Origin of the sequence: Paracoccus sp. DMF, assembly GCF_004407025.1 — a bacterium.
In the GTDB taxonomy this organism is placed as follows: domain Bacteria; phylum Pseudomonadota; class Alphaproteobacteria; order Rhodobacterales; family Rhodobacteraceae; genus Paracoccus; species Paracoccus aminovorans_B.
Window position 1 is genome coordinate 41,247 of the sequence record NZ_SOKV02000024.1, and the last position, 13,236, is coordinate 54,482.

The 13,236-nt window shown below is 70.6% G+C and carries 9 protein-coding genes, 1 pseudogene and 1 riboswitch; of the genes and pseudogenes, 6 read left to right on the forward strand and 4 right to left on the reverse strand.

The features are described 5' to 3' along the window. Window positions 1-30: 30 nt before the first annotated feature. From nagZ to argS, 3 genes are all read right to left on the reverse strand, one after another. On the reverse strand, window positions 31-1,017 hold the full coding sequence (gene nagZ, locus E3D03_RS13315) for a beta-N-acetylhexosaminidase (RefSeq protein ID WP_263567328.1): 987 nt from the start codon (window positions 1,015-1,017) through the stop codon (window positions 31-33). After that, on the reverse strand, window positions 1,017-2,150 hold the full coding sequence (locus tag E3D03_RS13320; RefSeq protein ID WP_263567329.1) for an SPOR domain-containing protein: 1,134 nt from the start codon (window positions 2,148-2,150) through the stop codon (window positions 1,017-1,019). The genes nagZ and E3D03_RS13320 overlap by 1 nt, the downstream gene beginning before the upstream one ends. Window positions 2,151-2,218: 68 nt before the next feature. Continuing rightward, window positions 2,219-3,964 carry an arginine--tRNA ligase gene (gene argS / locus E3D03_RS13325; protein WP_263567330.1) on the reverse strand — a complete coding sequence of 582 codons (1,746 nt, stop codon included), beginning with the start codon at window positions 3,962-3,964 and terminating at the stop codon, window positions 2,219-2,221. A 278-nt stretch (window positions 3,965-4,242) separates the two neighbouring features. On the opposite strand from argS, the pseudogene E3D03_RS13330 reads away from it, so the two are divergent. The 3 genes and pseudogenes from E3D03_RS13330 to metK form a co-directional block, all read left to right on the forward strand. Further along, a pseudogene (locus tag E3D03_RS13330) lies at window positions 4,243-5,793 on the forward strand (DEAD/DEAH box helicase); the annotation flags it as partial. A gap of 545 nt (window positions 5,794-6,338) precedes the next feature. After that, a complete protein-coding gene (lnt, locus tag E3D03_RS13335; RefSeq protein WP_263567331.1) occupies window positions 6,339-7,880 on the forward strand; it encodes an apolipoprotein N-acyltransferase in 1,542 nt (513 codons plus the stop codon). 32 nt (window positions 7,881-7,912) lie between these two features. Next, window positions 7,913-7,960: riboswitch (SAM-SAH riboswitch) on the forward strand. A 5-nt stretch (window positions 7,961-7,965) separates the two neighbouring features. Continuing rightward, window positions 7,966-9,132: a methionine adenosyltransferase gene (metK, locus tag E3D03_RS13340; RefSeq protein ID WP_263567332.1), complete on the forward strand. Its 1,167-nt coding sequence runs from the start codon at window positions 7,966-7,968 to the stop codon at window positions 9,130-9,132. Between the two features lie 152 nt (window positions 9,133-9,284). Here the strand turns inward: metK and E3D03_RS13345 are convergent, their stop codons facing one another. After that, on the reverse strand, window positions 9,285-9,911 hold the full coding sequence (locus E3D03_RS13345; protein ID WP_017998072.1) for a J domain-containing protein: 627 nt from the start codon (window positions 9,909-9,911) through the stop codon (window positions 9,285-9,287). Between the two features lie 69 nt (window positions 9,912-9,980). Here E3D03_RS13345 and E3D03_RS13350 point away from each other — a divergent pair, with 69 nt between their 5' ends. The 3 genes from E3D03_RS13350 to recJ all read left to right on the forward strand — a co-directional run bounded on the left by E3D03_RS13350 (window position 9,981) and on the right by recJ (window position 13,093). After that, window positions 9,981-10,232: a BolA family protein gene (locus E3D03_RS13350; RefSeq protein ID WP_263567335.1), complete on the forward strand. Its 252-nt coding sequence runs from the start codon at window positions 9,981-9,983 to the stop codon at window positions 10,230-10,232. 93 nt (window positions 10,233-10,325) lie between these two features. After that, on the forward strand, window positions 10,326-11,291 hold the full coding sequence (gene glpX / locus E3D03_RS13355; protein WP_263567333.1) for a class II fructose-bisphosphatase: 966 nt from the start codon (window positions 10,326-10,328) through the stop codon (window positions 11,289-11,291). Window positions 11,292-11,338: 47 nt separating this feature from the next. Beyond that, window positions 11,339-13,093, forward strand: coding sequence for a single-stranded-DNA-specific exonuclease RecJ (recJ, locus tag E3D03_RS13360; protein ID WP_263567334.1), 1,755 nt, complete (start codon window positions 11,339-11,341; stop codon window positions 13,091-13,093). Window positions 13,094-13,236: the final 143 nt, after the last annotated feature.

The following is a 13,236-nucleotide window of genomic DNA, read 5'->3' on the forward strand; positions in this document are numbered from 1 at the left end:
ATCGGCGATGGCGCGGGGTTCGTCAACCGCTCAGGCCAGCAGCCCGCCCAGCGCCGCCAGTTCGGCGCGCAGCGCGGCGATGTCCTGATCGGCCGGGATGCAGCGCAGGGCCAGCGCCGCATCGGCGCGCCGCAGGGCATCGGTCCCCATCGGACCGGCGGCGGCGACGATGCTCTCCATCTGCGGCAGCGTCTCGTTGCAGGACAGCACCAGGTCGCAGCCGGCGTCGATGCTGGCCAGGGCGCGCTCGGCCGGGCTGCCCGACAGCGCCTGCATGCCGATGTCGTCCGACATCAGGAGCCCGTCGAAGCCGATGCTGCGGCGGATCAGCCCGATCACCGTGTGCGAGGCGGTCGCCGGCGCGTCGTCGATGGCGGTAAAGCGGATATGCGCCGTCATCGCCATCGGCAGGTCGGCCAGCGCGCGGAAGGGCGCGAAATCGGTGGACTCCAGCTCGGCCAGCGTGGCCTCGACCACCGGCAGGCTGTGGTGGCTGTCGACCTGGGCCCGGCCATGGCCCGGCATGTGCTTGACCACCGGCAGCACGCCTGCCGCCAGCATGGCGTCGGCCGCCGCCTGGCCCAGCCGGGTCACGGTCGCGGCGTCGGTGCCAAGGCAGCGGTTGCGCAGGAAGGCGTGCGTCTCGGGGCGGGCGATGTCCAGCACCGGGGCGCAATCGGCGTCGATGCCGACGGCGCGCAGCTCCAGCGCCAGCAGGTGATGATGCAGCCAGACGGCGCGCTCGCCGCGTTCGGCCTGGTCCAGCGGCGCCGGCCAGTCGGTCCAATGCGGCGCGCGCATGCGCTGGACGCGGCCGCCCTCCTGGTCGATCAGCACCGGCGCGTCGCGGCCCACGGCCTCGCGCAGCGCGGCGGTCAGCCGGCGCAGGCGCTCGGGCGTGTCGATGTTGCGGCCGAACAGGATGAAGCCCCAGGGGTCGGCCGCGCGGAAGAAATCGCGCTCGGTCCGGTCGAGGTCCGGGCCGGCGATGCCGCCAAGGATCGTGGCCGAGGGCATTACTTCGCCGTCGCCGGGATGCAGTCGACGCCCTCGGCGATCAGCGCGGCGCAGAACCGGCGCGCCTCGTCCTTGGAGGCGAAGCCCGCGGCGCGCAGGCGCCAGAAGCTGCGGCCGTTGGCCTTGTGCTCCTGCACGACCATGCCCTTGCCGGCGAAAAGCGCGCCGAACTTGTTCGACACCCGGTTCCATTCGCCGCGCGCCAGCTTGTCGCTGTCGAAGGCGCCGATCTGGACCAGCGAGGCGCCCGAGGCGACCTTGGCCGGCGACGGCGTCGGCGCGGGGGCGTCCTCGGGCCTGGCTTCGGTCACGGCGGCCGCTGCGGCGAGCGTGGGCGCGGCGTCGCTCGCCACCACGGCGGCCGAGGCCAGCCGGCGCGGGCGCGGCGCCGGGCGCGGCGAGCCCGCGACCGAGGCCGGGGCGACGGCGGGCGCGGCACCGGCCTCGGTCAGCGCACTGGTGATCGCCACGTCGCGGGTCTCGTTGCCGGCGAGATCGGTCACGACCTCGTTCACCGGCGCTTCCGAGGCGGCGGGCGCGTCCGAGATCGCCGCATCGGCGACCATGTCGGGCTCTTCGCTGCTTTCGCCGTCGGGCCGGGCGATGACGCGCGGCGTGTCGTCGGTCAGCGGCAGGTCGACCGGATGCGAGGGGGCCTGGGCCGTGGCGCCAAGCGCGCCCATGGCGACGTCCTCCGCCCCGAGCGGGGTGGCCGGCGGGGCGATGGCGACCTGGTCGACGCGCTTCGGCTCCTGCCCGGCGGCGACGGTGTTCACGGCCAGGCCGGTGCGGTCGGTCAGCTCGCCGCCCGGGTTCTCCGGCGCGGTGCGGGCCTCGCCCTCGACGGCGCGGATCACCGGCACGCCCGAGACGTCGCGCACCACCAGCTTGAAGCCCCAGACCGCCAGGATCACGATCAGCCCGACCGAGACCAGCGCGCCCAGGTAATGCGTCAGCCGCGACACCCGGCCCAGCAGCGAGGGCGATTCGGCCGGCGCAGCGTCGTGCTGCGCGTCCCAGCCGTCGTCCTGCCAGTCCTGTTCCTGCGTTTCGCCATAGGGATAGTCATGCGCCAGCCGTTGCGGCTGCGACCCGTCAAACCCGCCCGAGGAGCGGAAATCTACCACCGTCATTCCTGCCTGCCTGCCGGTTGTTCCGACGCTGCTCGTTTATCTGCTCGATCCCGACAGGGCGCCTTTGGTCAGCGCATTTCCTTGGCCGGAGTCACCCCCAAGATACCAAGACCGGCCGAAATGACAACGCCGACGGCGCGCACCAGGGCGATTTTCGCCGCCGTCGCCGCCGGATCGCCGTCCTGGACGAAGCGCAGCGCGGTCTCGTCATTGCCGCGGTTCCACAGCGAATGCAGGTCCGAGGCGATGTCATAGAGGAAAAACGCGATCCGGTGCGGTTCGTTGGCGCGGGCCGCGATCTCGACCGTGCGTGGCCATTCTGCAACTTTGCGCGCCAACTCCAGCTCGGCCGGATGGCTCAGCCGCGACAGATCCGCCGCCGCCAGCGCCGCGTCCGCGGTGTCGACGCCCATGCCGGCGGCCTTGTTCAGCACCGAGTTTACCCGGGCGCTGGCATATTGCACGTACCAGACCGGGTTGTCCTTGGACTGCTCGAGAACCTTGTCGAAGTCGAAATCCAGCGCCGCGTCGTTCTTGCGCGTCAGCATGTGAAAGCGGGTCACGTCGGCGCCGGCCTGCTCGACCACGTCGCGCAGGGTGACGAAGGTGCCGGCACGCTTGGACATCTTGAAGGGCTCGCCGTTCTTGAACAGCTTGACCAGCTGGATCAGCTTGACGTCCAGGACCACGCGGCCGTTCGACAGCGCCGCGACCGCCGCCGTCATGCGCTTGACATAGCCGCCGTGGTCGGCGCCGAAGACGTCGATCAGCGCGTCGAAGCCGCGGTCGATCTTGTCCCAGTGATAGGCGATGTCGGGCGCGAAATAGGTCCAGGACCCGTCGGATTTCTTCACCGGACGGTCCACGTCGTCGCCATGCGCGGTGGAACGGAACAGCGTCTGCTCGCGCGGCTCCCAATCCTCGGGGATCTTGCCCTTGGGCGGCTCCAGCACGCCCTCGTAGATCAGCCCGGCCTGGCGCAGGCGGTCGATGGCGGCCTCGATGCGGCCGGTGCCGTAAAGCGCCTTCTCGCTGGAAAACACGTCCATGTGGACGTTGAGCAGCGCCAGGTCCGCGCGGATCATCTCCATCATCGCCTCGGTGGCGAAGTCGCGGATCTCGGCCAGCCATTCGCTTTCGGGCTGGTCCAGCAGGCGGGTGCCGTATTTCGCCTTCAGCGCCTCGCCCACCGGTATCAGGTAGTCGCCGGGATAGAGCCCCTCGCGGATCGCGGGCTCAAGGCCATTCGCCTCGCGGTAACGCTCATAGGCGGAACGCGCCAGCACATCGACCTGGGCGCCGCCGTCGTTGATGTAATATTCGCGCGTGACGTCATGGCCGGAGAAATCCAGCAGCGCCGCCAGCGCATCGCCGAAGACCGCGCCGCGGGTGTGGCCGACATGCATCGGCCCGGTCGGGTTGGCGCTGACGAATTCGACGTTGACCTTGCGGCCCCGGCCCATGTCCGAGCGGCCGTAGTCCCTGCCCTCGGTCAGCGCGGCGCGGATCACCGCCTGCCATTCGGCCGGCGCCAGCCGCAGGTTCAGGAAGCCCGGTCCCGCCACCTCGGCCGAGGTGATGCGCGGGTCGGCGGCCAGCCGCGCGGCCAGGGCCTCGGCGATGTCGCGCGGCTTTTTGGCGGCGGGCTTTGCCAGCACCATCGCGGCATTGGTCGCCATGTCGCCATGCGCGGCATCGCGCGGCGGCTCGACCGTGACATTGGCGGTGTCGAGACCGGCGGGCAGTTCGCCCGCCTGTTCCATCTGCGCCAGCGCGTCGATCACCAGCGCGCGGATATCCGAGAAAAGGTTCATGGCTTCCATCCGTAAGATCGCGTCGGGATAGCGCCTGCCCAAGGGGGCCGTCAACCATGGCCAAGGCGCGCGCCGCATGCCGCCGCGTGCCGCGTTCCCGCATCAGATTGACGCAGCCCGGATTTTCGGCTAGGTGCAGCCTGTCTGCATCCGGCAGGCATGGCGAGGGGCGTGCGGAAATTGCGTCCCGAACCGCCGCGCGGCCCCCAATTCCCGGCAGTCGGCGATGGACGCAAAAAGTGCGGGATGTTCCCCGCACAGCTATACGAAAGCCCTGAATGACCAAGTTTTCCGATCTGAAGCTGGACCCCAAGGTTCTGAAAGCCATTGCCGAGGCCGGGTATGAAACCCCGACCCCGATCCAGGCCGGGGCGATTCCCCCGGCGCTGGAAGGCCGCGACGTGCTGGGCATCGCCCAGACCGGCACCGGCAAGACGGCCAGCTTCACCCTGCCGATGATCACGCTCTTGGGCCGCGGCCGCGCCCGCGCCCGGATGCCGCGCTCGCTGGTGCTGTGCCCGACGCGCGAACTGGCCGCCCAGGTGGCCGAGAATTTCGACATCTATGCCAAGCACACCCGCCTGACCAAGGCGCTGCTGATCGGCGGCGTGTCCTTCGGCGAGCAGGACCGGCTGATCGACCGCGGCGTCGATGTGCTGATCGCGACCCCGGGCCGGCTTCTGGACCATTTCGAGCGCGGCAAGCTTCTGCTGACCGGCGTGCAGATCATGGTCGTCGATGAGGCCGACCGCATGCTCGACATGGGTTTCATCCCCGACATCGAGCGCATCTTCCAGCTGACGCCCTTTACCCGGCAGACGCTGTTCTTCAGCGCCACCATGGCGCCCGAGATCGAGCGCATCACCGACACCTTCCTGCATTCGCCCGAACGCATCGAGGTCGCCCGCCAGGCTACCACCAGCGAGACCATCACCCAGAAGCTGGTCGAGATCACCCCGACCCGCCGCGACCAGTCCGCCAAGCAGAAGCGCGAGCTTCTCCGCGCCCTGATCGACGCCGAGGGAGCCGGGCTGAAGAACGCCATCATCTTCTGCAACCGCAAGACCGACGTGGACATCGTCGCCAAGTCGCTGAAGGCGCATGGCTATGACGCCGCGCCGATCCACGGCGACCTGGACCAGCGCCACCGCATGGCGACGCTGGACGGCTTCCGCGAGGGCACGCTGCGCTTCCTCGTCGCATCGGACGTGGCGGCGCGGGGCCTCGACATTCCGGCGGTCAGCCATGTCATCAACTTCGACCTGCCGAGCCATGCCGAGGATTACGTCCACCGCATCGGCCGCACCGGCCGCGCCGGGCGCGAGGGCACCGCGATCTCGATCGGCACGCCCGCGGACGAGAAATACCTGACCGCCATCGAATCGCTGGTCAAGCAGAGCCTGCCCCGCGCCGCCCTGCCCGAAGGCTTCACCCTGTCGGCCGCCGCCCAGGACGCGCCGCGTCCGGGCCGCGAGAGCAGCGGCCGGCGCGAGCGCGGCCGGGAACGCGACCGTGATCGGGAACGGGGCGAGCGCCGCGGCCGCCGCGACGACAGCGAACAGCGCGCCGCCGCGCCGGAACCCCGTGCCGAGGCGCCGGCCCAGGCCGAGCGCCGCCACGACCGCCCGGCACGCGAGGAGCGCCGCGAAGACCGGCGCGACGACCGCCGGGGCGAACGCGGCGGCCACGACCGCCACGAGCGCCGCGACGACCGCCGCACCGACCGCCATCCGGTGATGGGCATGGGCGATCACATGCCCGAATTCATGACCCGCACCTTCCGCCCCGGCTTCCTGGAGCCCGCCGAGGAAACGCCGGTGGTCGAGGCCGAGGATCTGGCGCCGGCGCTGCCCGAAACCGCCGCCGTGACCGAGGCCGCGCCCGCCCCGGATACCAACGCGCCTGCCCAGGCCGAGAAGCCCAAGCGCAGCCGCAGCCGCAAGGCCAAGCCCGCGCCGGAAGCGGCGCCCGCGCTTGCTTCCGAGCCCGCCCCGGCAACGGAGACGCCCGAGCCCGTGGCCGAGGCATCGCCCGAAGTCGCAGCCGAGGCGGTGGTCGAGGCCACGACCGAAGCGGCAGCCCCGGAAAAGCCGGTCCGCAAGCGCAAGCCGCGCGTGACCAAACCCAAGGCGGAAACGGCCCAGCCCGAAGCCGCCAGCGACGCCCCGGACGCCGCAGCCGCGGCCGAAGAGCCTGCCGAGGCCGCCGAGAAACCGGCCAGGAAGCCCGCGAAGCCGCGCGCGCCGCGCAAGTCCCGCGCCAAGGCGCAGCCCGATGCGCCAGCCGAGACCGCGCCCGAGGCCGAAGCCGCGGCGCCGCAAGCCGACACCGTCCCCAGCCCGGACGACACGGCGGCCGACGCCTGAGGCGCGCCATGGCGGCGGCAGCCGTGCCGAGCCCCGCAAGACCGGGGCGCCCGTCCTGGTCGGCGCTTGCGCTCGACCTGATCCTCGGCGCCGGCGCGGCGCTGGGACAGGCGCCCTGGGGGCTCTGGCCGCTGACCGTGGTGGCGCTGGCCGCGCTCTGCTGGCGCATCGCCCGCGCGCCCGGCCCGCGGCCCGCCGCATGGCACGCCTTCGCAGCGGGCCTTGGCCATTTCGCGCTGGCCATGTCCTGGATCGTCGAGCCCTTCCTGGTTGAACCCGAGATCTATGGCTGGATGGCCCCTTTTGCCCTGGCGCTGATGGCGGCGGGCGGCGCGCTGTTCTGGACCCTGCCCGCCTGGGCCGCGGCGCGGCTGACCCCGGGCTTCCCCCGGCAGGGGCTGGTGTTTGCGGCACTGATCGTGCTGTCGGACTGGCTGCGCGGCTGGATCTTCACCGGCCTGCCCTGGACGCTGACCGGCCATGTCTGGATCGGCACCCCGGCCGCGCAACTGGCGGCAACATTCGGCGCCATCGGGCTTTCCGGCCTGACCATGCTGGCGGCGGCGCTGCCGCTCGCCTTCTGGCGTGGTCCCGCACGGCAGCTTCGGGGGGCGGTGCCGGGCACGATCCTGTCGGCGCTGGTCATCGCCGCCGCGCTCAGCGCCGGCCTGGCGCGGCTGACGCGCCCGCTGCCGCCCGACACCGCCATCCAGCTGCGCCTGGTCCAGCCCGACGCCACCCAGGCGCTGAAATGGGACCCCTATTGGTCCGAGGTGTTCTTTCGCCGCCTCCTCGACCTTTCCGCCGCCCGCGACCCCGGCCGGCCGGCGCCGGATGCGGTGATCTGGCCGGAAACGGCGGTGAACTTCCTGCTCGACCAGTCCGGCACCGCGCCGCAGGACATCGCCGGTTTCGCCGGCGCGCCGGTGATCCTGGGCATCCAGCGCAGCGAGGGCCAGCGCTATTTCAACAGCCTGACCGAGTTCTCGGCACGCGGCATCGGCCCGATCTATGACAAGTTCCACCTGGTGCCCTTCGGCGAATACACGCCCTGGGGCGACCTGATGGCGCGCTTCGGCATTCGCGCCTTCGCCGCACAGCACGGTTTCGGTTATTCCGCCGGTCCCGGCCCGCGGCTGCTGGACCTGCCCGGCCTGCCCCGCATGCAGCCGCTGATCTGCTACGAGGCGATCTTCTCGCGCCACCTGATCGCGGGCGAGACGCGGCCGGTCTGGTTGTTGCAGGTGACGAACGACGCCTGGTTCGGCGCGCTCTCGGGACCCTGGCAGCACCTGGCGCAGGCGCGGCTGCGCGCCATCGAATCCGGCCTGCCGCTGATGCGCGCGGCGAATACCGGCGTCTCGGCGGTGATCGACGCCCGCGGCGGCTTGCGCGCCACGCTGGGGCTGAACCGGGCCGGCCGCATCGATGCCGCACTGCCGGGCGCGCTGCCACCCACGCCTTGGGCACGCTGGGGCGACGGGCCGGCGCTGGCCTTGGTGCTCGCGGCCCTGGCCCTGGCCGCGCGGCGGCGTCATCAGCACGGTTGACGGCACCCGGAGCGTGATCTATCGCTGAACGTTGACCGCCACAACGGCTTCCTGGCGTGGCGGCGTCATTCAACGGAGCACCTCCATGGCCAGACAGAACTACGTGTTCACCTCGGAATCCGTATCCGAGGGGCATCCCGACAAATTGTGCGACCAGATCTCCGACGCGGTGCTGGACGCGCTCCTGGCCGAGGACCCGGCCGCCCGCGTCGCCTGCGAGGCCTTCGCCACCACCGGCACCGTGGTCATCGGCGGCGAGATCGGCCTGACCGACCAGAAGAAGCTGGGCGAATACATGGGCCGGGTGACGCAGATCGCCCGCGACACTATTCACGACATCGGCTACGAGCAGGAAAAGTTCCACTGGAACACCTGCCACGTCCACAATTACCTGCACGAGCAATCGGCCCATATCAGCCAGGGCGTCGACCGCGACGGCGCCGGCGACCAGGGCATCATGTTCGGCTATGCCGTGGACGAGACGCCCGAGCTGATGCCGGCGCCGATCCAATATGCCCATGCCATCCTGCGCCGGCTGGCCGAGGCGCGCAAATCCGGCGCCGAGCCGATGCTGGGCCCCGACGCGAAATCGCAACTGTCGCTGCGTTATGAAAACGGCAAGCCGGTCGAGGTCACCAGCCTGGTGCTCTCGCACCAGCACAAGGACGAAGCACAGAGCTCGGACGACATCCGCGCCATCGTCGAGCCCTATATCCGCGAGGTGCTGCCCGCCGACTGGCTGACCGAGCGCACCGAATGGTGGGTGAACCCGACCGGCACCTTCGTCATCGGCGGCCCCGACGGCGACGCCGGTCTGACCGGGCGCAAGATCATCGTCGACACCTATGGCGGCGCGGCCCCGCATGGCGGCGGCGCCTTCTCGGGCAAGGATCCGACCAAGGTCGACCGCTCGGCCGCCTATGCCGCGCGCTACCTGGCCAAGAACGTCGTGGCGGCAGGGCTCGCCAGCCGCTGCGTGATCCAGCTTTCCTATGCCATCGGCGTGGCGAAGCCGCTGTCGATCTATGCCGACACCTTCGGCACTTCGGGCGTCCCCGAGGCCGAGATCGAACGCGCCATCGCCCGCGCCATGGACCTGACGCCGCGCGGCATCCGCGAGCATCTGGATCTGTGCCGGCCGATCTATCGCCGCACCGCCGCCTACGGCCATTTCGGCCGCGCGCCGGAAGCCGATGGCGGGTTCTCCTGGGAACGCACCGACCTGGCCGATGCGCTGAAACGCGAGCTGTAAGGCTGCGGCCGGGGGCTTCGCGCCCCCGGACCCCCGCGGGATATTTGAACAAGAAAGAAAGGGCCGCATGTTTCGCGACCCCGCGAGTTTCTTTCTTGGACAAATATCCTGGGGGGAGCGCGGAACGCGCGGGGGGCAAAGCCCCCCTTGCTTCAATCCTTGAAGCTGCGGCTGTCCTTGATCTGGTCCCAGGCCCAGACCACCTCCTGCAGGCGATCCTCGTCCGAGCGGTCGCCGCCGTTCATATCCGGGTGAAGATCCTTCACCAGCGACTTGTATTGCTTGCGAATTTCTGTCCGGGTCCAGGTATCGCGTGCCTCGAGGATCTCGAGCGCCTTGCGTTCCGTCGGCGGCAGCTTGCGGCTGGCCGCCTTGCGGACCTCGGGGTTGGTGCCGTTGGCGCCCAGGATCTCCAGCGGGTCGTCGATGCCGTGGCGGGCCCATTTCTGTTCCTGCGCCGCACGGCCGAAGGGTTTGGTCGGGCGTTCCCAGACCGTGGCATTGTCGAGGAACTCCTGGAACTCGGCCTCGGACTGGCCCTGGAAATAGTTCCAGTTCAGGTTGTATTCGCGCACGTGGTCCTTGCAGAACCAATAGTAGTCGTCCAGCGCGCGCGGCGATTTCGGCGCGCGGTACTGGCCGGGTTCGTTGCAGCCTTCCTTGTCGCAGACCCGCCGCGAGGTCTCAAAGGCGCCGGACATGCCGCGCCGGCCCTTGGAACGCTTCTTCTTGTCGGAAGCGGCGGATATGTCGAAGCCGAACGGGTCACTGTTGCTCATCTGACTGCCTTGTCCTGAACGGGACAGGCAGTTTAGGCTATTTCGCGGGACATGAAAGGGGTGATGCGGATGATTGCCGACGAGATGCGCGAGAAACTGGCGGGGCTCGCCCCCTCGCGGTTGGAGATCCTGGACGAAAGCGAGAGCCATCGCGGCCATGGCGGCTGGCGTGAGGGCGGCGAGACGCATTTCCGCATCCGCATGGCCAGCCCCGCCTTCGCCGGGCTGGGCCATGTCGGCCGCCATCGGCTGGTGCATGCCGCCCTGGGCGATATCGTGCCGCGCATCCACGCCTTGGCGCTGGAGCTTGCCGAAAGCTGAGCCGTTAGCGCGCGCAGTCTTGCCCGGTGCAGGCCGCGGGCGTAGAAGCCCCCCGGGATCAGAAACACGATCAGACACACAAGGAATTTCCGTATGAGCTCGGCCAAGGATTTCAATGACCGGATGCTGTCGCTGGGCCTCGCCCGGGTCAGCGAGGCGGCCGCCCATGCCTCGGCCCGGCTGATCGGCCGCGGCGACGAGAAGGCCGCGGACCAGGCCGCCGTCAACGCCATGCGCGAGCAGCTCAACATGCTCGACATCAAGGGCGTCGTGGTCATCGGCGAGGGCGAGCGCGACGAGGCGCCGATGCTCTATATCGGCGAGGAGGTCGGCACCGGCGACGGTCCCGAGGTGGACATCGCGCTGGACCCGCTGGAGGGCACCACGCTGACCGCCAAGGACATGCCGAACGCGCTGACCGTGATCGCCATGGCGCCGCGCGGCACGCTGCTGCATGCCCCCGACGTCTATATGGAGAAGCTCGCCATCGGTCCGGGCTATGCCAGGGACGTGGTCAGCCTGGACATGGCGCCGGCCGAGCGCGTGCGGGCGCTGGCCCAGGCGCGGGGCGTCAAGGACAGCGACATCACCGTCTGCATCCTCGAGCGTCCGCGCCACGAGGAATTGATCGCCGAGGTCCGCTCGACCGGCGCCGCGATCCGGCTGATCACCGACGGCGACGTCGCGGGTGTGATCCATTGCGCCGAGGCGGAACTGACCGGCATCGACATGTACATGGGCTCGGGCGGCGCGCCCGAGGGCGTGCTGGCGGCCAGCGCGCTGAAATGCATGGGCGGGCAGATGTGGGGCAAGCTCCTGTTCCGCAACGAGGACGAGAAGGGCCGCGCCAAGAAGGCCGGCATCACCGACCTCGACCGGATCTATTCGCGCGACGAGCTGGTCACCGCCGACGTGATCTTCGCCGCCACCGGCGTCACCAACGGCTCGATCGTGGCCGGCGTCAAGCGCGAGCCGAACTACCTGCAGACCGAGACCATCCTGATGCGCTCGAAGACCGGCTCGGTGCGGCGCATGATCTATCGCAACCCGGTCAAGTAAGCGGGCGGCATCTTGAACAGCGGGCGGTCATGGGGGATGAAGCCCGCATGACCGCTTTGCTTTCGCCCGCCTTCCTTTCCGTCACCGCCTCGCTGACCGGCCGGTCGTGGCGCGGCCCCGAGACCAGCCTGGAACGCGCGGCGGAGGCGCTGGCCCAGGACAGCCGGTTGCCCCTGCCCGTCAGCCGCGTGCTGGCCGAGCGCGGCGTGCCGGCGCATGAGGCGCAGGCCTATCTGGACCCCAAGCTGCGCGACCTGCTGCCCGACCCGCAGCGGCTGCGCGACATGGACAAGGCGGCCGAGCGGATCACCGCCGCCGCCCTGTCCGGCCAGCGCATCGCCGTCTTTGCCGATTACGACGTGGACGGCGGCGCCTCGGCCGCGCTGCTGATCGACTGGCTGCGCCGCCAGGGCCGCGACGCGACGCTTTATATCCCCGACCGCATCGATGAGGGTTACGGCCCGAACGCCCCCGCCATCGCCGCACTGTCGCAAAACCACGACCTGATCGTCTGCGTCGATTGCGGCACGCTGAGCCACGAGGCGCTGGCCGCCGCCACCTGCGACGTGATCGTGCTGGACCACCACCAGGGCGGCGAGACGCTGCCGCCGGTGCTGGCCGTGGTGAACCCCAATCGCGCCGACGAGGACGGCGCCCTGGGCCACCTTTGCGCCGCAGGCGTCGTCTTCCTGACGCTGGTGCGCTGCAACAGCCTGCTGCGTGCCGCGGGCCATGATGCCCCCGACCTGATCCCGCTTCTGGATCTGGTGGCGCTGGCGACGGTGGCCGATGTGGCGCCGCTGGTCGGCGTCAACCGGGCCTTCGTGCGCCAGGGGCTGCTGATCATGGCCCGGCGCGCGCGGCCGGGGCTGGTGGCGCTGTCGGATGTGGCGCGGCTCGATTCGGCGCCGAACGCCTTTCACCTCGGCTTCCTGCTGGGGCCGCGCATCAATGCCGGCGGCCGCGTCGGGCGGGCCGACCTGGGGGCGCAGTGCCTGTCCTGCACCGATGCCGCGCTGGCGCAGCGCCTGGCGGCGGAACTGGACGAGCTGAACCGCGACCGCCGCGCCATCGAGGCCGCCGTCCGCGACGAGGCGCTGGCCCAGGTCGAGGCGCGCGGCGCCGGGACGCTGGCCTGGGCCGCCGGCCAGGGCTGGCATCCGGGCGTGGTCGGCATCGTCGCGGCGCGGATGAAAGAGGCGACCAACCTGCCCTCGGTCGTGATCGGCGTCGAGGGCGGCATCGGCAAGGGCTCGGCGCGCTCGGTCCCCGGCGTCGATCTGGGCCGCGCCGTGCAGCGCCTGGCCGCCGAGGGGCTGCTGCTGAAGGGCGGCGGCCATGCCATGGCGGCGGGGCTGACCGTGGAAGAGGCGCTGATCCCCGCCGCGATGGAGCGGCTGGCGCAGCTGCTGTCGCGCGAGATGGCCACGCGCAGCGGCGCGGGCGAGCTGCGCATCTCGGGCCTCTTGGACCCGGCCGGCGCCACGGTCGAGCTGATGCAGATGCTGGACCGGGCCGGACCCTTCGGCCAGGCCGCACCGGCGCCGCGCTTCGCCTTTGCCGACCAGCTGATCGACAGCGCCAGCACCATGGGCGACAGCCACCTGCGCCTGCGCTTCCGCAGCCCCGGCAGCCCGGTGCTGGAAGCCGTGGCCTGGAGCGCGATGGCTGGCCCGCTGGGTCCGGCCCTGCTGGGCGCGAAAGGCCGCCGATTCCACCTGGCCGGCAGGCTGGAGCTGTCGCAATGGGGCGGTCGCGAGCGGGTGCGCCTGCGTCTTGACGATGCCGCGCCGCTTGGTTGAAGGACAGAGAAAAAACTTCCCGCCCGGGCGATTTTTCCGCTTGCAGCCCTGCGGCCCAAGCCCTAAACACCGCCCCACGCCGCCGGCACAGGCCGTGGCGGAACAAGAAAGTGGCCCGTTCGTCTATCGGTTAGGACGTCAGG